17 protein-coding genes are annotated in these 19,412 nt (G+C 73.1%); 7 read left to right on the top strand and 10 right to left on the bottom strand.

Features of this window, described 5'->3' with window-relative positions; genetic code table 11:
- Both E6R18_RS09670 and E6R18_RS09675 read right to left on the bottom strand, forming a co-directional pair.
- A partial coding sequence (locus E6R18_RS09670; RefSeq protein WP_206308251.1) for a zf-HC2 domain-containing protein occupies window positions 1–222 on the bottom strand: 222 nt, incomplete at its 3' end.
- On the bottom strand, window positions 219–821 hold the full coding sequence (locus E6R18_RS09675; protein WP_136316449.1) for an RNA polymerase sigma factor: 603 nt from the start codon (window positions 819–821) through the stop codon (window positions 219–221). The genes E6R18_RS09675 and E6R18_RS09670, both read right to left, overlap by 4 nt.
- Window positions 822–1,180: 359 nt before the next feature.
- On the opposite strand from E6R18_RS09675, the gene lon reads away from it, so the two are divergent.
- Window positions 1,181–3,601, top strand: coding sequence for an endopeptidase La (gene lon, locus E6R18_RS09680; RefSeq protein WP_136316450.1), 2,421 nt, complete (start codon window positions 1,181–1,183; stop codon window positions 3,599–3,601).
- A 131-nt stretch (window positions 3,602–3,732) separates the two neighbouring features.
- On the opposite strand, the gene E6R18_RS09685 is transcribed toward lon, so the two are convergent.
- Window positions 3,733–4,413: a polysaccharide deacetylase family protein gene (locus E6R18_RS09685; RefSeq protein WP_240799678.1), complete on the bottom strand. Its 681-nt coding sequence runs from the start codon at window positions 4,411–4,413 to the stop codon at window positions 3,733–3,735.
- A 273-nt stretch (window positions 4,414–4,686) separates the two neighbouring features.
- Window positions 4,687–5,529, bottom strand: a complete 843-nt coding sequence (locus E6R18_RS09690; RefSeq protein ID WP_136316451.1) for a lysozyme — start codon at window positions 5,527–5,529, stop codon at window positions 4,687–4,689.
- 240 nt (window positions 5,530–5,769) lie between these two features.
- Here E6R18_RS09690 and E6R18_RS09695 point away from each other — a divergent pair, with 240 nt between their 5' ends.
- Window positions 5,770–6,252 (top strand): MarR family transcriptional regulator, encoded by a 483-nt coding sequence (locus tag E6R18_RS09695; RefSeq protein ID WP_136316452.1) that lies wholly within the window; start codon window positions 5,770–5,772, stop codon window positions 6,250–6,252.
- Between the two features lie 37 nt (window positions 6,253–6,289).
- Here E6R18_RS09695 and E6R18_RS09700 read toward each other — a convergent pair whose 3' ends face one another.
- Window positions 6,290–7,075 carry a protein phosphatase 2C domain-containing protein gene (locus E6R18_RS09700; RefSeq protein ID WP_136316453.1) on the bottom strand — a complete coding sequence of 262 codons (786 nt, stop codon included), beginning with the start codon at window positions 7,073–7,075 and terminating at the stop codon, window positions 6,290–6,292.
- Window positions 7,076–7,439: 364 nt separating this feature from the next.
- Between E6R18_RS09700 and E6R18_RS09705 the strand changes: the two genes are divergently transcribed.
- Genes E6R18_RS09705 through E6R18_RS09725 form a run of 5 tightly spaced genes read left to right on the top strand, consistent with a single transcriptional unit; the run spans window position 7,440 to window position 13,318 of the window.
- Window positions 7,440–10,517: a nitrate- and nitrite sensing domain-containing protein gene (locus E6R18_RS09705; RefSeq protein ID WP_136316454.1), complete on the top strand. Its 3,078-nt coding sequence runs from the start codon at window positions 7,440–7,442 to the stop codon at window positions 10,515–10,517.
- Window positions 10,514–10,993: a roadblock/LC7 domain-containing protein gene (locus E6R18_RS09710; RefSeq protein WP_136316455.1), complete on the top strand. Its 480-nt coding sequence runs from the start codon at window positions 10,514–10,516 to the stop codon at window positions 10,991–10,993. The genes E6R18_RS09705 and E6R18_RS09710 overlap by 4 nt, the downstream gene beginning before the upstream one ends.
- Window positions 10,990–11,406, top strand: coding sequence for a DUF742 domain-containing protein (locus E6R18_RS09715; protein ID WP_136203246.1), 417 nt, complete (start codon window positions 10,990–10,992; stop codon window positions 11,404–11,406). The genes E6R18_RS09710 and E6R18_RS09715 overlap by 4 nt, the downstream gene beginning before the upstream one ends.
- Entirely contained in the window at window positions 11,387–12,037 is a 651-nt protein-coding gene (locus E6R18_RS09720; RefSeq protein WP_136316456.1) for an ATP/GTP-binding protein, read from the top strand. Before E6R18_RS09715 ends, E6R18_RS09720 begins: the two co-directional genes overlap by 20 nt.
- 39 nt (window positions 12,038–12,076) lie before the next feature.
- Window positions 12,077–13,318, top strand: coding sequence for a styrene monooxygenase/indole monooxygenase family protein (locus E6R18_RS09725; RefSeq protein WP_136316457.1), 1,242 nt, complete (start codon window positions 12,077–12,079; stop codon window positions 13,316–13,318).
- A gap of 32 nt (window positions 13,319–13,350) precedes the next feature.
- Here the strand turns inward: E6R18_RS09725 and E6R18_RS09730 are convergent, their stop codons facing one another.
- From E6R18_RS09730 to E6R18_RS09750, 5 genes are all read right to left on the bottom strand, one after another.
- Window positions 13,351–14,505 (bottom strand): C40 family peptidase, encoded by a 1,155-nt coding sequence (locus E6R18_RS09730; protein ID WP_136316458.1) that lies wholly within the window; start codon window positions 14,503–14,505, stop codon window positions 13,351–13,353.
- A 162-nt stretch (window positions 14,506–14,667) separates the two neighbouring features.
- Window positions 14,668–17,325 carry a PQQ-binding-like beta-propeller repeat protein gene (locus E6R18_RS09735; RefSeq protein ID WP_136316459.1) on the bottom strand — a complete coding sequence of 886 codons (2,658 nt, stop codon included), beginning with the start codon at window positions 17,323–17,325 and terminating at the stop codon, window positions 14,668–14,670.
- A 53-nt stretch (window positions 17,326–17,378) separates the two neighbouring features.
- Window positions 17,379–17,678, bottom strand: coding sequence for a hypothetical protein (locus E6R18_RS09740; RefSeq protein WP_136316460.1), 300 nt, complete (start codon window positions 17,676–17,678; stop codon window positions 17,379–17,381).
- Between the two features lie 17 nt (window positions 17,679–17,695).
- Entirely contained in the window at window positions 17,696–18,448 is a 753-nt protein-coding gene (locus E6R18_RS09745; protein WP_136316461.1) for a TetR/AcrR family transcriptional regulator, read from the bottom strand.
- 26 nt (window positions 18,449–18,474) lie between these two features.
- A complete protein-coding gene (locus E6R18_RS09750) occupies window positions 18,475–19,407 on the bottom strand; it encodes a diiron oxygenase (RefSeq protein ID WP_136316462.1) in 933 nt (310 codons plus the stop codon).
- Window positions 19,408–19,412 lie beyond the last annotated feature (5 nt).

Genomic DNA, 19,412 nt, shown 5'->3' on the forward strand with positions numbered 1-19,412 from the left:
CGCCGCCCGGACCGGTTCCGCGGCGGCGGTCGCGAGCACGGCGGCCCGGACCCCGTCCAGCAGCGGTGCCGCGGCCCCCCGACCGCGTACCGCCGCCGACACCCGCTCCGCGCAGCCGGCACAGGACTCGACGTGCTTCTCCAGGGACCAGGCGTCCGTCTCGGGGGCCGTGCCCGCGGCGTACCGCTGGGCCAGGTGGTCCGCCACGTGCCAGGCCGTCATGCCCTGCCTCCCAGGGGGCCGTTCTCCACGACCAGCCGGTCCAGTGCGGCCCGCAGTTCACGCCGGGCCCGCAGCGCACGGGTCTTGACCGTGCCCTCCGGTATGCCGAGCAGCCGGGCGGCCTCCCGGGTCGTCAGCCCGTCGACGACCGTCGCCCGCAGGACCTCCCTGAGTTCGGGCGAGATCCGGTCGAGCGCGGCGCCCACATCCCCGTACTCCAGACCGGCCAGGACCCGGTCCTCGGCGGACGGCACGGGGGCGGCCCACTGCGCACCGCCCACGTGTTCGGCCGCCGCCGCGCGTTCCGTGCGGGCCCGGGTCCGCTGCGCGTCGACCAGCCGCCGGGCGGCGATCACCCAGAGCCAGCCCCCGGCCTCGGCCCCCCGGTGCGCACCGGCGGAACGCCAGACCGTCACGAAGGTGTCCTGCACGACCTCCCGTACGGTCTCGGCGTCCGGGCACCGGCGGTTCAGCCGGGCCAGCAGCCAGCCGGCGTGCCGGTCGTAGAACGCGGCCAGGGCGGTCGTGTCCCCCTGGGCGACGGCACGCAGAAGCGCCTCGTCGCTCCGGTCGTCCCCCGAGGGGCGCAAGTGGCTCACACCCCTCTATCGGAGGCCGGGCGCCGACCGGTTCACGCCAGGGGATGTCCGGCGTGGAGGCGGCCGATGCGCCCCGGGTCAGGGCGCGGAGCCGATCACCCAGTCGCGCGGTTCAGGGGCGGGGCGCAAGGGTCCCGCGCGGGCGTCCGACGCCCACGCGCCCTTGTGTCTCTCCCTGATCGTGCCGAGTCCCCGCATCGTGGCAGCCGGCACTGACAACCGGCGGGGCCAGCGGTGGCGGGCGGGTCTCACCGGCCGTTCGGCCCCTGATCGCTCAGAGCGAACACGGTTCGGGGAACATTGAGCGGCTCAGCAGCATTGAGTCTTCATAGCTCAACTTGACTGCCGAAGGGGAGATCATGGCTACTGAGTCCAACGCCGTCACACCGCTCACCCTGCCCGTGCTGCCACTCGACGACGAGGTCGTGCTGCCGGGGATGGTGGTGCCTCTGGACCTGTCCGACACCGAGGTGCGCGCCGCCGTGGAGGCCGCGCAGGCCGCCGCCCGGGAGGGCGGGGGCAAGCCCGAGGTGCTGCTCGTCCCGCGCATCGACGGGACCTACACCGGGATCGGTGTCCTCGGGACCGTGGAGCAGGTCGGACGGCTCTCCGACGGCGATCCCGGCGCCCTGATCCGCGGCCGCGACCGGGTCAGGATCGGAGCGGGCACCAGCGGACCGGGCGCCGCGCTCTGGGTGGAAGGGGTCCGGGTCGACGTCTCCGTCCCCGAGCCCGTCCCCGGGGCCGTCGCCGAACTGGTCAAGGAGTACAAGGCGCTCGCCACCAGCTGGCTGAAGAAGCGCGGCGCCTGGCAGGTCGTGGACCGGGTCCAGCAGATCGAGGGCGTCTCCGCGCTCGCCGACAACTCCGGGTACTCGCCCTTCCTCACCACCGCCCAGAAGGTGCGGCTGCTGGAGACCACCGACCCGGTCGCCCGGCTGAAGCTCGCCATCCAGTGGCTCGGCGAACACCTCGCCGAGCAGGATGTCGCCGAGTCCATCGCCAAGGACGTCCAGGAGGGCGTCGACAAGCAGCAGCGCGAATTCCTGCTGCGGCGCCAGCTCGACGCCGTACGCAAGGAGCTCTCCGAACTCAACGGCGACCCGGAGGACGAGTCCGACGACTACCGGGCCCGCGTCGAGGCCGCCGATCTGCCCGAGCACGTCCGCGAGGCCGCGCTCAAGGAGGTCGACAAGCTGGAGCGCGCCTCCGACCAGAGCCCCGAGGGCTCCTGGATCAGGACCTGGCTCGACACCGTCCTGGAGCTGCCGTGGACCGAGCGCACCGAGGACGCGTACGACATCAAGGGCGCCCAGGAGATCCTGGACGCCGAGCACGCCGGGCTCCAGGACGTGAAGGAGCGCATCACCGAGTACCTGGCGGTGCGCAAGCGGCGTGCCGACAGGGGACTGGGTGTCGTCGGCGGGCGTCGCGGCGGCGCCGTGCTGGCCCTCGTCGGGCCGCCCGGGGTCGGGAAGACCTCGCTGGGCGAGAGCGTCGCGCACGCCATGGGCCGCAAGTTCGTCCGCGTCGCGCTCGGCGGTGTCCGGGACGAGGCGGAGATCCGCGGCCACCGTCGTACGTACGTCGGGGCGCTGCCCGGACGCATCGTCCGGGCGATCAAGGAGGCCGGTTCGATGAACCCGGTCGTCCTGCTGGACGAGATCGACAAGGTCGGCTCCGACTTCCGGGGCGACCCGGCCGCCGCCCTCCTCGAAGTGCTCGACCCGGCGCAGAACCACACCTTCCGCGACCACTACCTGGAGGTCGAGCTCGACCTCAGCGACGTCGTCTTCCTCGCCACCGCCAACGTCCTGGAGGCCATCCCGGAGGCGCTGCTCGACCGGATGGAGCTGGTCAGGCTCGACGGCTACACCGAGGACGAGAAGGTCGTCATCGCCCGCGACCACCTGCTCCCGCGCCAGCTGGAGCGGGCCGGACTGGAGAAGGACGAGGTCACCCTCGACGAGTCGGCGCTGCGCAAGCTGGCCGGCGAGTACACCCGGGAGGCCGGCGTCCGGAACCTGGAGCGGGCCGTCGCCCGGCTGCTGCGCAAGGTCGCGGCCCAGAGCGAACTGGGCGACCGCGAGCTGCCGTTCACGGTGACCGAGGACGACCTGCGCGGTCTCATCGGCCGCCCGCACCACGTCCCCGAGTCCGCCCAGGACCCGGCCGAGCGCCGGACCGCGGTGCCGGGTGTGGCGACCGGGCTCGCGGTGACCGGGGCCGGCGGTGACGTGCTCTTCGTGGAGGCGTCGCTCGCCGACCCGGAGACCGGGGCGTCCGGACTGACCCTCACCGGCCAGCTCGGCGACGTCATGAAGGAGTCCGCGCAGATCGCGCTGAGCTTCCTGCGGTCGCACGGCGCGGAACTGGAACTGCCGGTCGCGGACCTCAAGGACCGCGGGGCGCACATCCACTTCCCGGCGGGCGCGGTGCCGAAGGACGGCCCGAGCGCGGGCATCACCATGACGACCGCGCTGGCCTCACTGCTCTCCGGGCGGCTGGTCCGCACGGACGTGGCGATGACCGGTGAGGTCTCGCTGACCGGGCGGGTGCTGCCGATCGGCGGGCTGAAGCAGAAGCTGCTGGCCGCGCACCGCGCGGGCATCACCACCGTGGTGATCCCCAAGCGGAACGAGGCCGACCTGGACGACGTCCCGGCCGAGGTGCTGGAGACCCTGGAGGTCCACCCGGTCACCGACGTCCGCCAGGTGCTGGAGATCGCCCTCGCCCCGGCCTCGGCCCCGGCGGAGCGGAGGATTCCGGCCGCGGCGTAGGTGCCACGGCGTGACGGGCGCGGCAGCACGGACGTGGCCGGTACGGGCGGTCCGCCTTCCCCTCGCGGGGGAGGCGGGCCGTTCCGCGTACGTGAGGAAAAGGCTCGGGCCGTTCCGCGCGCAGCCCGGAACTACGGGCGGTAGATGGTCCCCGGGACCGGCTCGGCGGGCGCCATCAGCTGGGGCACCGTCACGAAGGTGTAGCCCTGCTTCTTCAGCGCGTCGATGATGCCGGGCACCGCGGGCACCGTGCCCTTGTAGATGTCGTGCAGCAGGATGATGCCGTCCTTGCTCGCCTGGTCGAGTATCCGCTTCTTGATCAACGCGGAGTCGGTCGTCGAGTAGTCCTTGGCGGTGGCGCTCCACAGGATCTGGGAGAGGCCGAGGTCCTTGCTGATCCCCGAGACGGTGTCGTCGGTGCGGCCCTGCGGCGGGCGCATCAGCCGCGGCTTCTTGCCGGTGATCGCCGCTATCGCGTCCTGCGTCTTCTCCAGCTCGGCCCGTATCTCGGCGGGCTTCTTGTCCGTGAGGATCTCGTGCGACCAGGTGTGGTTGGCGATCTCGTGCCCCTCGGCCGCGAGCCGGCGGACGGTGTCGGGGTGCTTCTTCACGTGGTTCTTGCCGAGCAGGAAGAACGTCGCGTGGACCTTCTTCTCCTTGAGGATGTCCAGCAGATGGGGTGTGTCCTCGCCCGGGCCAGCGTCGAAGGTCAGCGCTATGCACTTGGCCTTGCGGCAGTCGACAGGGCCGAACGAGCCCTTGGCGTCCGAGCCGGCGTCGGCGCGCGCGGAGCCGGGCGCGGTGGTCTCCATCGAGCAGCCGCTCAGCGTCAGCGTGAGCGCAGTCACAAGGGCGACGGCCAACCCCGTACCGATCGACTTCGTCCTACTGGGCACGGTTGGCCACTCCCTCGCGTGAACGGCCGTACTGGTGTGCGACCTGGAGCGGCGACTATACATGTGGCGTATACACCCAGTGTATAGCGGGGGGTGTTCCGCGAAGCGCCTGTCCGGTCGGGGGCGTGGACGCGACGGAGCCCGGCGACGGGATGCGTCACCGGGCCCCGCTGGGCGGGAAGGGCGCTTCTAGCCGTTGGCCAGTGCCTGTACGCGGTCGAGGGCGCCGTTGAAGTGGTTGTGGTCACCCACCGTCGGGCCGGACGAGGTGTACTGCCAGATCGTGTAGAAGCCCCAGCCGGCCGGGAGCTCGCCGACCGTGGAGTTGTAACGGGCCACCCACAGCGGATTGGTGGTGGCGAAGCCCGCGTTGTTGCCCGTGCAGTCCTTCCACCAGCTGGTCGCGGTGTAGATGACCGCGTCCCGCCCGGTGCGCGCCCTGTACGTGTTCACGAAGTCACGGATCCACGCGACCATCTGGGCCGCGGTCTTGCCGTAGCACTGCGCCCCGTACGGGTTCCACTCGATGTCGAGCACCCCCGGCAGGGTCTTGCCGTCCCTGGACCAGCCGCCCCCGTGGTCCACGAAGTAGTTGGCCTGGACCGCGCCGCTCGTGGTGTCGGGTGTCGCGAAGTGGTACGAGCCGCGGATCATCCCCACGTTGTACGAGCCGTTGTACTGCTGGGCGAAGGAGGGGTTCGTGTAGTACGTGCCCTCGGTGGCCTTGGTGTAGGCCCACTTGACGCCGCTGTTCCAGAGCGTCGACCAGGCGACGTTTCCCTGGTAGCTGGCGACGTCCACGCCCTCGGTCTGAGCGGCGCGGGTGCCGATCGGCAGGCCGCCCCGGCCGTCGTGGGCGACGACGCCCATGCCCATGGTGGCGGTGCCGCGGGCGGGCGCGGTGGGGCTCCCGGTCGCCGCGTTCGATGCGCCGGGCAGGGCGACGAGGAGCGAGAGGGCTGCGAGCAGAGTGCCCGCCGCCGCGAAGCGGGAGCGACGGGTCTTCTTGGAGCCGGATCTGTGCACGGGCATTGCGTGCCTCCGAGGCTTCAGTGGGGGGATCTGCTGACCCGGGGGGCGCCGCGTGGCGACCCCGGAGGCATGTCATGGTGTGGACATGCCATGTATGACGCTACGCACGTAGACCCGTGTGACGGAAGAGGGTTTGGGCTGTGCCGTTGGTCTACTCCTGCGAAATACTGGGCGAGCTGCGGCGATGACCGCCGGCGGAAGAAACTTTCAGCGGCAGGAAAGCTCATGAGGGGTGTTGACGTGCACGGGAGCGAAAGCGGACGTGAACCCGGCGCAACCGGAGGAAGTGGTGTGGACCACGAATTTCTCGCCCTGGAGCTGGAGTTGGCCGTCTTCCTGCGGCGCGCGCGGGCGAATTCCGGCGAGATGGCGCGCGAGGTGCACCCCGAGCTGGAGGCCGCCGCGTACGGCCTGTTCGTACGCCTGGAATCCGCCGGGCAGCAGCGGGCCACCGACCTCGCGTCGTACTTCGGCGTCGGCAAGGCCACCATGAGCCGTCAACTCCGCGCCCTGGAAGCCCTCGGACTGGTGGCGCGGGAGCCCGATCCGGCCGACGGGCGCGCATTCCTCGTCCGCCTCACCGAGGAGGGCCTCGCCCGCTTCCGCAGCGTCCGCGACGCGCGCCGCGACCGCTATGTGCGCAAGCTCGCCGACTGGGACCGCGCCGAGGTCGCGGAACTGGCCCGGCTGCTGCACCACTTGAACGCCCGCGCCGAGGACTGACGGTGACCGGCGGCCGCCCCGCCGCCCCCGGACCGCCTCACAGCCGCGCGTAGACCGCCGTCGCGTCGTCGTGCGTCTTGCCGCGCCGCAGGTGCTTACGCTCCGTGTCCGCCTCCTCCAGGGCCCGGACCCGGTCGATCAGCGCCTGCGGCCCCTCCTTGTCCAGGACTCCGAGGCAGTCCGCCCAGTCGCCCTCGCCGAACATCTCCGTCCAGCGGCTCGCCCCGTCCGTCATCGCCGCCAGCGCCCGCACCTCCGTGCGCGGCGTCCGCCCGGTGACCGCGCGCTCCGCCACGGCCGGGTCGGCGGCGGCCGTGAAGAAGCCGCCCTCCTTGTTCCGCGCCCGGGCATCGGCCACCGCTTCCGAGACCAGGAACTCCGGCGCCAGCCGGTCGAGCCGGTCGTCCAGCACCGCGCGTACACCCCCGCCGGGCGACTCGAACAGCAGCACCGAATCGGACAGCACCAGGTGCTCGACCTCGGCCTCGTCCCAACGCACCATGACGACGGTTGCCTGTGGCGTACGCACGTGAGAAAGGTCACACAGGGAGTGGTGGCTGTCCGCGGTGTGCCGGATGGACTGCGCCAGGACCTCCCGCAAAGTCAGATCCCGCCGCGAACCGGACAGTTCGACCAGAGCCCCGCCCAGCCTCGCGGTGAACCAGGGAACCGAGTGCACACAACCGTCGTCGCCCCGCGGAGGCGTGACACCGTCGAGCAGCACCAGTCCTCCGCCCTGACCGGAAGCGGGAAGGACCGTGGCGGTCCAGTCCTCGTTCGGGCGTCCGGGCGTGCCGGCGGCGGTAGCGAGTTCGATACGCATGCCGCCAGTCTGCACGATGCCTTCACCTGGCCTGCACGGCATCGGGATTGGTGCGTACCAGCAGGTCAGACGGGCAGGAGGGGCGGAAGGAATCACTCCGCCCCGGGATGCGGGCGGGCATCCTGCCAAAGCCTGCCCGGAAGTTCCAGCCGGTGTCCACGGGTGGCGCCGGAGCCCGGCGGGGAGACTTGTTCGCCAACTCCGGAGTGATGTTCACTCGTTCGAGTGGCGGAGCGGTTGATGCGCGCCCCCTCCGCAAAAGCACTGGAATGGTCGGAAGCCGTACCAGGGGGCGGGGCGCTCGTTCATGTGACCGTGCGTCACCTCTGCTTCAAGGGCGGACGAGTCAAGATTGCGAGCACCGGTGCAGAAGAAGCGGCCTCGGAGCAAGGGCGGCAGCAACAGCGGTTCCGGGGCGGCGCCGACGGAGCGCGCCGGCAGCGGCCGCACCGTACGCGTCCGCACCAGGCTGGTCGCGGGCGTCGCCGTCGTCGGGATCACCGTCATAGCCGCTGGGACGCCCGCGGTGCTCGCCGCCTCGTCCGACCTCACCGACTCGCAGGCGCTGGTCACCCGGGCCGAGCTGAACCAGCAGGCCATCTCGCTGGCCCACTCCCTCGCCGACGAGCGCGACGAGGTGACCACCTACATCGCCGGCGGCCGTGAGGGCGAGCCGGGCAGCCGCAGCACCCGCGTCGACCAGCAGGTGGACGAGATCCGGGACGCGGCCCCCGCCGACCTGCGCCGCGACCTGTCCACCATCCCGTCCCTGCGCCGGGACGCGGTCAGCGGCAAGGGCACGGCGCTGGAGGCCCACCAGGCGTACTCCGAGGTCATCGCCAAGCTCCACGGCCTCGCCGACGAGCTCGCCCGGGACACCCCGCCGCGCGCCGCCGAGGAGACCCGCACCCCGCAGGCGCTCGGCCGGGCCACCGACCGGGCCGCCGCCACCCGCGGGCTGCTGCTCGCCGCGCTCGCCGTGCCGCGGCCGCAGCAGACGGCCCCCACGATCGACCCGTTCACCGGTCTCCCCGTCCAGCCCCAGGACGAGGGCGAGACCAAGGAGGACCGGACCCGCGACGCGCTGAGCGCCGCCGCCCAGCAGTCCCGGGTCGGCGAGCTGTCCGCGCTCGCCGAGTTCGACCAGTCCGCCGGCGCCGCCGCCCGCGACAAGCTGGCCTCCCTCGTCACGGGGCCCGAGGTCAACAGCGCCGAGAAATACCTCGCCGAGCTCACCGACCGCCCCGAGCTCTCCGACTCAGACCTGAAGGTCAGCACCAAGAAGGTCGCCGCGGCGCTCTCCGCCAGGGTCGACCGGATGCGCTCGGTGGAGTCCGCCCTCGGCACCACCCAGGTCCAGCGGCTCGAACAGCTGCGCGACGACGACGTCACGGCCCTCGAACTGCGCATCGCGCTCCTCGGCGGCTGCCTGCTCGTCGCCGTCGGCGTCTCCACCGCCGTCGCCCGCACCCTCACCCAGCCGCTCGCCGTGCTGCGGATCGGCGCCGCCCGGCTCGCGGCCGAGCCCGCCACCGCCGAACCGGTCCGCTACACCGGCCGCAACGACGAGTTCGCCCAGGTCGTCCGGTCCATCAACGCCCTGCACGGCCAGCTGCACGGGCTGCTGACGGAGTTCAACGGGCGGTTCGAGTCCCTGGAGGCCGAGCGCGCCGAGCTGCTCGCCGGCCGCGAGTCCCTCACCGTCCAGCGCGCCGAACTCCAGGTGCGCGCAGCCGACCTGACGGCCCAGCTGGAGAAGCTGAAGAACACCGTCCACCACACCTTCGTCAACCTCTCGCTGCGCACCCTCGGCCTGGTCGAGCGCCAGCTCGGCGTCATCGAGACCCTGGAGGAGCGCGAGCAGGACCCGGAACGGCTCGGCACGCTCTTCAAGCTCGATCACATGGCCACGGTCATGCGCCGCCACAGCGAGAACATGCTGGTCCTCGCCGGCGCGGAGCACGGCCACGGGCACCCGGGCCCGATCCCGCTGGTCGACGTCCTGCGCGCCGCCGTCAGCGAGATCGAGCGCTACGAGCGGGTCACCATCCAGTCCCTCCCGCCGCACGCCCAGGTCGCCGGGTTCGCCGCCGACGACCTCAGCCACCTGGTCGCGGAGCTCCTGGAGAACGCCACCTCCTTCTCCCCGCCCGACTCCCACGTCCAGCTCTCCGGCTGGCTCCTTGAGAGCGGCGAGGTGATGCTGTCCGTGCAGGACGAGGGCATCGGCATGTCCTCCGTACGGATGGGCGAGCTCAACACCCGCCTCGCCGACCCCACGCTCTTCGAGGCCGGCGAACAGAACGCGGACGGGGCCGGCCTCGGCCTCCAGGTGACCTCGCTGCTCGCGGCCCGCCACGGCGTACGGGTGGAGCTGCGCGAACAGAAGGGCAGCGGGGTGACCGCGGTCGTCGTGCTCCCCGAGGCCCTGTTCCCCAAGGCGCTCCCGGCCGCCACACCGCCGCCGGTCACCACCCACGGCGAGGCGCCCACGCTGAACCTGCCGGGCTCGGTGGCCGAGGCCAACTCCAACACGCTGCCGGGGCGCGGCCCGTCGGCGGCCGACGATCCGATGATCGCGGCGGCGGAGCGGGTGATCGCGGCGTCGGGGGCGGAGGCGGCGAAGCCGCCGGAGGCCGCGTCGGAGGCGCCCGAGGGCCCGGCGGCCCCGGAGACCGACGCGGTGCCAGCGGCCGAGGACGAGCCTGCGGCCGACGACGCGCCTGCGGCCGACGAGCCTGCGGATGCCCCCGAAGCCGCCTCCGAGGCGGCCCCCGCCCCCCAAACCGCCGCCGTCTCGGAACCGGAGACCACCCCCGGGGCGGCCCACGCCCCCGCCCCCGAGACCGACCCCGAGGCCACCCTCCAGGTGCGCCTGCCCCGGCCGCCGCGGACCGGCGACGCGCCCGAGCCCACGATCGCCGGCGGACCGTACGCCATCGGCCCCGACCGCCACGAGCGCGCCGCCGACGAGGCACCGCACAGCGCTCCGGCCCCTGCGGCACCGGAAGTCCCCGCAGCCCCCGAGGCACCACACAGCGCTCCGGCCCCCGCGACAGCGGAAGCCCCTGCGGCCCCCGCGGCACCGAAAGCCCCCGCGGCCCCCGCGGCAGCGGAACCCGCGGACACCGTCCCCGCCCCCCGCAAGCCGGAGGCCGGGCCGGTGACCGACAAGGGGCTCCCCAAGCGGACGCCCAAGATCGTCCGGCCGGCCGGGGCTCCCGCCGCCGAGCGGACGGGGAGCGTCGACAAGGAGGCCCTGAGGCGCCGGCTCGGCGGCTTCCACCAGGGCGCGAAGGACGGCCGCCGCGATGTCGAGGCGGAGATCGCCGAGGGCAAAGGACCGGCCCGGGGCACACGTACCGAGCACGCCGAGCCGGCAGGCCGCAGCGACGGCCGGACCGGAGAGACGGGGGACACAGTCGAGGAGGCACGCAGTTGACTGCGCCCAGCACATTCGGGCTGAGCACCGAGGCCCGGAACCTTCACTGGTTGCTGAGCAATCTCGTCGAGGAGGTGCCAGGGGTCCACTCGGTCACCGTCGTCTCGTCCGACGGGCTGATGCTGCTCTCCTCCGACCCCGGCCACCTCAGCGCCCCCGAGGAGGGGAGGCCGAGCGGACCGCGCGGCTCCAGCGCCGACCTGGCGACCATCGTCTCCGGCATCGGCAGCCTCACCGTCGGCGCCGCGAAGCTGATGGAGGGCGGCGGCGTCAAGCAGACCATGGTCGCCATGGAGGAGGGCAGCGTCTTCGTCATGTCGATCAGCGACGGATCGCTGCTCGGGGTGCACGCCGCACCCGACTGCGACATGAGCGTCATCGCGTACCACATGGCGCTCTTCGTCGGCCGAGCCGGACACGTACTCACCCCCGAACTCCGCAGTGAACTGCGCAAATCGATGGAGAGCGCCCAGTGAGCCACGCCGCTGCCGGACCCGCCCGCAAACTGCCCGTACGGGGGGCCGGCAAACGGCCCGCGCGGGTCCGCCCGTACTCGCTGACCGGCGGCCGCACCCGCTTCGGGCACGTGCTGCTGGTCGAGACGTTCGTCGCCGCGCTGGAGGCGCCCGAGGAACGCCGTGAACTCACCAACGGGAACCTGGCGTCGCGTCTGATGCCGGAGCTCAGGGCCATTGTCGAGATCTGCCGCCGGATGCGTACCGTCGCGGAGATCTCGGCCCTGCTGAAGATGCCGCTCGGCGTGGTCCGGGTGCTGCTCAGCGACTTGGCCGACCAGGGAAAGATCCGCGTGTACGGGACCGGTCACGGCACCGGCCAGCCCGACCGCGCACTGCTCGAAAGGGTGCTCGATGGACTCCGCCGTCTCTGAGTCGCCGCTGTTCGCCCCGCGGCAGCCGGGTCCGGAGGCCCAGCCCGAGGAGAAGCTCCAGCCCTGGCAGCTGGACCGCACCAGGGCCCCGATCGCCACCAAGATCGTGGTCGCGGGCGGCTTCGGCGTCGGCAAGACCACCTTCGTGGGCTCGGTCTCCGAGATCACCCCGCTGCAGACCGAGGCGGTGATGACCCGGGCCAGCGAGGACACCGACGACCTCAGCGCCACGCCGGACAAGACCACGACGACCGTCGCCATGGACTTCGGCCGGCTCACGCTCGACGACGACCTCGTGCTGTACGTCTTCGGTACCCCGGGCCAGCAGCGCTTCTGGTTCATGTGGGACGACCTCGTGCGCGGTGCGATCGGCGCGGTCGTCATGGCCGACACCCGCCGGCTCGCCGACTGCTTCCCCGCCCTCGACTACTTCGAGAGCTGCGGGCTGCCGTACATCGTGGCCGTCAACCACTTCGAGGGAACGCCGGGGTTCGAGGCGGACGACGTCCGGGAGGCCCTGACCGTCCCCCCGCACGTGCCCGTGGTGATCATGGACGCGCGCAACAGGATCACGGTCGTCGAATCGCTGCTGGCCCTCGTCGGCCACGCCCTCGACACCGGCCCCGCGTAGCCCCTGCCTCCCCCAAGCAACACACAACGGAGAACCGCGATGCGGAAGATACTCATAGTCGGAGCCGGTCAGTCCGGACTCCAGCTCGCCCTGGGACTTCAGTCCAAGGGGTACGAAGTCACCCTCATGTCCAACCGCACGGCCGACGAGATCCGCTCCGGCCGGGTCATGTCGACGCAGTGCATGTTCCACACCGCGCTCCAGTACGAGCGGGACTACCAGCTGAACTTCTGGGAGTCGCAGGCCCCGCGCATCGAGGGCCTCGGCGTCTCGGTCGCCGCCCCCGACTCCTCGCGGGCCGTCGACTGGGTCGGCAAGCTGGACGGGTACGCCCAGTCCGTGGACCAGCGCGTCAAGATGGCCGGCTGGATGGAGACCTTCGCCCAGCGCGGCGGCCAGCTCGTCATCCACGGCGCGGCCGTCTCTGACCTGGACTACTTCTCCCGCGCCTACGACCTGGTGATGGTCGCGGCCGGCAAGGGCGAGCTGGTCTCGATGTTCGGCCGGGACGCGTCCCGTTCGCCGTACGACGCCCCGCAGCGCGCGCTGGCCGTCGCGTACGTCCACGGCATGGGCCCGCGCCCCGAGCACCCCGACTTCGACGCGGTGCGCTGCAACCTGGTCCCGGGCGTCGGCGAACTCTTCGTGATGCCGACCCTGACCACCTCGGGCCGCGCCGACATCCTGTTCTGGGAGGGCGTCCCGGGCGGGCCGCTCGACGCGTTCCAGGGCATCAAGGACCCCTCCGAGCACCTGGCCAAGACGCTGGAGCTGATGGAGCGGTTCACGCCCTGGGAGTACGCCCGCGCGACGAAGGTCGAGCTGACCGACGCCAACGGCACCCTCGCCGGCCGCTACGCCCCCACGGTCCGCAAGCCGATCGGCCGGCTCCCCGGCGGCGGTCTGGTGCTCGGCGTCGCGGACGTGGTCGTCGCCAACGACCCGATCACCGGCCAGGGCTCCAACTCCGCCTCCAAGTGCGCCAACGCCTACCTGGACGCGATCGTCGAGCACGGCGACCGGGAGTTCGACGAGGCGTGGATGCAGGCCGCCTTCGACCGCTACTGGGACACCGCCCAGCACGTCACGAAGTGGACGAACGCCATGCTCGGCGCCCCGCCGGAGCACGTCCTGAACCTCATCGGCGCGGCCGGGCAGCTCCAGCCGGTCGCGGACCGCTTCGCCAACGGCTTCAACGACCCGGCGGACTTCGAGAACTTCTTCTTCGACCCGGAGAAGGCCGGCGCCTACCTCGCCTCGGTCGCGGAGGCCGCCGCCTGAGCGGGCCCCGCCGAACTCCCGCGCCCCGGCCGCTACGAGGCCGGGGCCGAGGAGGACCCGTAACCCTCGTCGGACCCTTCCAAGGCGCCGTCGGGCAGCTCGGGCGCCTTGTACGTGGCCAGCGCGGCGCTCTCCGGGTCGGGCCGCACCGCGCCCAGCACCGGGTTGGACGCCACGGGGGAGACCTTCACCCGCGAGCCCGGCCGGGGCGCCTGCACCACCAGGCCGTTGCCGATGTACAGCGCCACGTGGGTCGCCTTCGGGAAGTAGACCACCAGGTCACCGGGGCGCAGCGCGTTCATCGGCACCCTGGGCAGCTGCCGCCACTGCTCCTGCGAGGTGCGCGGAATGGTGCGCCCGGCGTGCGCCCACGCCTGCGAGGTCAGTCCGGAGCAGTCGAACGAGTTCGGGCCCTCCGCCCCCCACACGTACGGCTTGCCGATCTGCCGGACCGCGTACCGGACGGCCGCACCGCCCTGTGCGGACGGCGGCCGGGTCGAGGACAGCGCCCCGGAGGCGGCCAGAGCGCTCTGCGCCTGGGCCGTGTTCTTCCGTTCGAGGCCGGAGAGTTCGGCGAGCTGGTCCGCGGAGAGCGTGGAGAGCATCGCCTCCACCTCCTTCAGCCGGGCCCGCACGGTGTCGCGTTCCTTCTTCTGCCGTGCGGCGAGGACCTGCTGCTCGTCCAGCACCTTGCGGGACTCCTTCGCCAGCTCGTCGGCCCGCTTCTCGGCCGCGCCGAGCCGCTTGACGGTCGCCGCCCGCCCGGCGGCCAGCCGCTGGATGACCTGTCCCTGGTCCAGGGCGTATTCGGGGTCGCGCATCAGCAGCAGACGCAGGTACGCGGAGAGGTCGGACCGGCCCTGGTACTGCTCGCGGGCCAGCCGGCCCGCCGCGTCGCGGCTGCGGGAGAGCGCGAGCCGTGCGGTGACCAGTGCGGCGTCGAGCTTCTTGGCCTTCGCGGCCCGCTTCTTCAGCTCGGCCGCCGTGCCGTTGTAGGTCTCGGTGGCCTCCTCCGCCTGCTGGTACAGCCGCTGCAGCTCGCTCAGCAGCCCGGCGACGCCGCCGGCCGGTGCGCCGGAGGACTCCCCGGGGCCCGGCGAGGGGGCCGCGCCGGCAGTGGCCGGCGAGACCACGACGACGACGGCCAGAGCCGCCGTACCGAGGGAACGCACCAGGGTGCCCGACACGACATCACCTCCGGAACCGGGGCGAATCGTGCGACTACCCCATGAGTGAGCGCAATTCGTCCATACGCTCACCCGGCGCCGGGCGATGCAAGAACCCGGAGGCGTGGCGGCGGGCCCGCGCCCCCGGATTCCCCCGGAAGGCGGCGGCCCGCCCCCGGGCGGTCAGGCGACCGGGAAGGCGTAGACCGTGCGGCCGCGCCGGACGACCGCCGTCCCGTCGTACGCCAGCACCTGGTAGCCGTCGGTGACCGTGGCGCCCTCGGGGTCCTGGTTGCCGATGTCCTGGAACTTCCAGAGCCGCTTGCCGTCGGCCGCGGCGAAGGCGGTGACCTGGCCGGAGCCGGCCGCGAGCACGGTGTCGCCGGAGCCGCTGACGGTGATCAGGGGGGCCGTCCTGTCGGGCGTCGCCTCCGTGGACCGCCGCCAGCGCTGCTTCCCGCTCGCGCGGTCGACGGCCCCGACCTCCTGGTTGGCGTTGGTGGTGTGCAGCAGGCCGTCTGCCAGGACCGAAGCCCCGTACTCCGAGCCGCGTCCGCCCTTCAGCGTCCACTTCGCCTTGCCGCCGGGCGTCTCGAAGGCGCGGAGACCGGTGCCGTCCGCCGCGTACAGCGCGCCGTCCTCGTCGCCCGTGGCCGCCGCGTCGGGCCCGACCGTGCCGAACGCCCTGGTCCACTGGAGCTTGCCGGTCTTCCGGTCGTAGCTGCTGAACCGCGACTTCTTCTTGGCGGCCTTCACCTGGGCGGGGGTGAGGGTCGTCGGGCGCTGCCGTACGACGACGGAGTCCGGGCGGACCGCGATCATCCGGTACGCCGGCGCGACGTCGCCGCGGCCGTTGGGCACCGGCGTCCGCCACAGCTCCTTGCGCCGCACGATGTCGTACGCGAACAGGTACGACTTGACGACCTGCTTGTCCTTGCCGCGCTTCTTGCCCTTCTTGGGCTTGGGCGCCTTCACGGTGACCTCGTGCGCGGCGGTGAACCAGATGCTCGTCCCGTCCGCGCCGACGAGCGTGCTCAGCTCGAGTCCCGGCGCGCCCTGGAAGCCGTCGGTGTACGCCAGCCGGTGGGCGACCTCGCCGTCCTTCGCCGAGATCCACAGGAACTCCGCCGGGCCCGCCACGAAGCAGTGCTCCTTGTCGACGGGCAGGGCGGTCCGGCCCTTGGCACCGTCCGCGCTCTCCCAGACCCGGCGCCCGGTGCGCAGGTCGAGGGCGCTCGCCCGCTGCTCGTCGATCAGCACCAGCAGCCGGTCGTTCCAGAGGGCGGCGGTCTGCGGGGCGGGCTCGCCCTCCGGGTGGGTGTAGATCCAGCGCGGCTGCGGGGCGGTCCCGGCCGGGGTGGGCCCGGCGGTGCTGGGCGCGGGCTTGGGGTCGTCGGCGGCCTCCGCCTCGTCGCCGGACCCGAGCGCGTACACCGCGCCGCCCCCGATCAGCAGCCCGGCCACGCCCGCGGCGCCCCCGAACAGCAGCGCCCGCCGGTCGAGACCGGCCGGCCGGGGCTCGGCGGGCGGGGCGGCGTCCGGGACCGGCGCCGGGGGAACGGGCACGGGCAGCGGCTGCGGGGGCCGGGGAGGCTGCGCCTGCTGGGGTTGGGGCTGCTGGGCGTATGGCTGCTGGGTGTACGGCTGCTGGTACGCGCCCTGGTTCGGCCGGGAGGCGGCGGGCTGTCCGGCAGGTTGTCCGGCGTGCTGCCCGATCGTCCCGAGCTGTGTGGTCCGGGTGTCGAGGGCCGCTCCGGGGGCGGCGGGGGCCTGCTGCCGGGCGGGCGCGGGCGGCGCCGGGTCGGGCGGTACGGCGTCCTGTACGCCGGGCGCGGGCGGGGCGGGGGCCACGGCGTCCCAGACCTCCCCGTACGACTTCGGAGCGTTGGCGTCCGGGGCGCTCTCGTCGGGCACGGGCCCGCTCGGCCCGGGCTCCTGCGCCAGCCGGCCGGCCTCGACGCCCTGCGCGGCCACGGCCGCCGACAGCCGGTCCGGGAGCCAGCCGCCCGCGGCGAGCGCGGCCGCGCCCTCCAGGGCCAGTTCGGCGGCCACCGCCCCCGCGCCGGGGCGGTCGGCCGGGTCCTTGGCCAGGCACCGGGCGACCAGCTCGCGCAACGCCTCCGGGACGCCGCCGAGTTCGGGGTCACCCTCGGCGATGCGCTCGGCGGCCGCGGCCGGGTCGCCGTCCGCCAGCGGGGTGCTCCCGGTCGCCGCGTAGGCGAGCAGCAGACCGAGCACGAAGAGGTCGGACGCCGGGCCCGCCGCCTCGCCCGCGAGCTGTTCGGGGGTCAGGTAGCCGAGCCGTACGGAGAGCCCGCCGCCCGGACCGGCCTCGGCCTCGGCCGCCGCGCCCAGCGGGCCGAACGCGGTGAGCCGGGGGCCGTCCTCGGCGAGCAGCACGGTGGTGGGGGCGAGGCCCTGGAGGACGGCCCCGGTGGCGTGCACCCGGGAAAGCGTCTCGGCGAGGCCGGCGCCCAGTATCCGCACGGCGCGCTCGGGCAGTGGCCCGGCGGTCCCGATGGCCTCGGCCAGGGTCAGCGCGGGCACGTACGCCGAAGCGGTCCACGGCCGGTCGTCCTCGCCGGGGCCGTTGGCGGGGGCGTCGGTCAGCTCCGCGACCCAGCCGCCCGCCAGCCGCCCCGCGATGCGGGCCTCCGCGTCGAAGCGGTGCCGGAAGGCGGGCAGCGCGGCGAGCGCGGGCCGGGCGGCGGTCACGACGACGAGCTCCCGCCCGGCCGCACCGCGCGCGAGGTACTGCACCGAGGCGGCCGTCTCCCGCAAGCGCGCCAGCACGGTGTACGGCCCGAAACGGCCTGGATCGTCCTGACGCAGCGCCTCCATGGCGCACCCCCCTCATGACCGTCCCCGGCCGTCCCTTGACCAGACGGCCGATCCTAGGGCCTTTCCTGCGGCCCTTTGCCGCCATCGCCCCCGGGCTTGGACCAGGGCCATTTGGGGCGGTGGGGTGCGCGGCCCTCGGGGACGTACTCGTACACCCAGCCCTGCTGGAGGCGCAGCCGCTTCGAGTACCCCGCCGGGGCCCTGCGGTACGCGTACACGGTGGCAGGTCCGCCGTCGGCGGCCGGCACGGGGACCTCGTACCACTTGGGCGGGTGGCCGGTCGCGCCGGTGAGGACGGGCAGCACCCGGCCGTCCAGCGGGCCGCCGACGAAGGCGGTGTTCTCACTTCTCACCGGGCCAGTCTGACCGATCAGTCCGGCGGCAGCAGATGCGCGGCCGCGCCTACCAGCGGAGCGAGCCGGTCCGCCAGCCGGCCCGCCGGGCCCGCGATGGTCTCCAGGGGCAGCAGCGCTGCCACGGCGGAGGCGGTCTGCGGGTCGGAGGCCGAGGTGATGGCGAGGAGGCCGATGAACTGGTCGACCAGCCAGTCGCGCAGCTCGCACGCGTCCGGCCGCTTGCCCTCGTCCAGCCAGATCAGCGAGGCCGCCTCGACCGCCGCGATCCAGGTGCGCACCATCATGCTCAGCCGGGGCGCGGGCTCGCTGTGCTCGTCGTGGCCCAGGTGCAGCAGGATCTGCTCGGCCGCCGCCCGCCGCACCTCGTCCACGATCGTGCTCGTCCGGGAGGTCTCGGCGACGCTGCCGCCCCGCAGCAGGGCGCTGAAACCGGCGTCGTGCTCGTCCACGAACGCCAGATAGCGGTCGAGGACGCGCACCACCCGCTCGGTCGGCGGGCCCTCGGCGGGCTCGGCGAAGCACAGCTTCAGCTGCTCCGCCGCCGACCTGAGCGCCGCCTCGTACAACTGCTGCCGCCCGCCGGGGAAGTAGCGGTAGACCAGCGGGCGCGACACCCCGGCCACCGCCGCGACCTCGTCGAGCGAGACCTCGTCGGGGGCGCGGTGGGCGAAGAGGGTGAGCGCCGCACCGAGCAGCTGGGTGCGCCGCTCCTCGACGCTGAGCCTTCGGTACGCGCGCCCGGGCGGCGCGGCTGCGGCAGGGGTCATACCGGCCAGCCTAAGGGCTGCCGCCCTCAGGCGAGCAGGCCCGAGCTCTTCCACAGCCTGCGCCCCACGCCGTTCAGGACCCCGATGTCCTCGAAGAAGTCGGTCAGCCGCTTGGCGCCCGTCTGCATGACCTCGGCCCGGTGGCCGCTGGCCCGGACCTGGGCGACGGCCTCGTGGCGGTTCAGCCCGACGTTCTCGTACACCTGCGGGTTGACGAAGCAGATGGAGAAGACGCGGGCCGCCTCCCCGCAGCTCAGCCGGGCCAGTTCGCGTTCCCAGCGCGGGGCGGTCACCATCTGGCGGCGCAGCTCCTCGCGGGCGTAGCGCACGTGCCGCGCCTCCTCGATCACATGGATGCGGGTCACCCCGCGCACCAGGGGCTGGACGCGCTCGTCGGGGAAGGTGAGGCGCTGCATCCAGTCGAGGATCTCCTCGCCGAGGAGCGTGCCGGCGAACGAACCGGGCGTCGTGGAGACGCTCTTCAGGATGCGGGCCATGTTGTGGTACCTGCGCGGTACGGAGTAGGTGGGCCCGCCGCCCCAGGTGATCATCCGGCCGAACATCATCGAGTGCCGGCACTCGTCGGCTATCTCGGTGAGGGCGTAGCGGACGTGGCTGCTGGTCGCCGGCTTGTCGTAGATGTGCCGCACCAGCAGCTGCATGAGGATGATCTCGAACCAGATGCCGAGCGAGGCCAGCGAGGCCGCCTCGTGCCGGGACAGTTCGAGCCGCTGGTCGTGCGACATCCGCTTCCACAGCGGGGTGTCGTAGAGGGAGACCAGCTCGGGCGGCCAGAACCACTTGCCGTCCTCGGGCGGCACGTCCCAGGCGAGTTCCCTGTCCGGGTCGAAGGAGTGCTTGGCCGATGCCTCCAGCAGCCGCTCCGCGATCTGTTCGCGGCCGCGCAGTGGGCCGAGGGCGTCGCGGAGGGTCTGCAGGTCGCTTTCGGACACGGTCATGGCGG

This window comes from Streptomyces sp. A1277, assembly GCF_004795015.1.
In the GTDB taxonomy this organism is placed as follows: Bacteria; Actinomycetota; Actinomycetes; order Streptomycetales; family Streptomycetaceae; genus Streptomyces.

Excerpts from the sequence above, each read along its gene's own strand:
- lon (WP_136316450.1), top strand. The coding sequence starts at position 1,181 with ATGGCTACTGAGTCCAACGCCGTCACACCGCTCACCCTGCCCGTGCTG.
- E6R18_RS09685 (WP_240799678.1), bottom strand. The coding sequence starts at position 4,413 with ATGGAGACCACCGCGCCCGGCTCCGCGCGCGCCGACGCCGGCTCGGAC.
- E6R18_RS09690 (WP_136316451.1), bottom strand. The coding sequence starts at position 5,529 with ATGCCCGTGCACAGATCCGGCTCCAAGAAGACCCGTCGCTCCCGCTTC.
- E6R18_RS09700 (WP_136316453.1), bottom strand. The coding sequence starts at position 7,075 with ATGCGTATCGAACTCGCTACCGCCGCCGGCACGCCCGGACGCCCGAAC.
- E6R18_RS09720 (WP_136316456.1), top strand. The coding sequence starts at position 11,387 with ATGGACTCCGCCGTCTCTGAGTCGCCGCTGTTCGCCCCGCGGCAGCCG.
- E6R18_RS09725 (WP_136316457.1), top strand. The coding sequence starts at position 12,077 with ATGCGGAAGATACTCATAGTCGGAGCCGGTCAGTCCGGACTCCAGCTC.
- E6R18_RS09735 (WP_136316459.1), bottom strand. The coding sequence starts at position 17,325 with ATGGAGGCGCTGCGTCAGGACGATCCAGGCCGTTTCGGGCCGTACACC.
- E6R18_RS09745 (WP_136316461.1), bottom strand. The coding sequence starts at position 18,448 with ATGACCCCTGCCGCAGCCGCGCCGCCCGGGCGCGCGTACCGAAGGCTC.
- E6R18_RS09750 (WP_136316462.1), bottom strand. The coding sequence starts at position 19,407 with ATGACCGTGTCCGAAAGCGACCTGCAGACCCTCCGCGACGCCCTCGGC.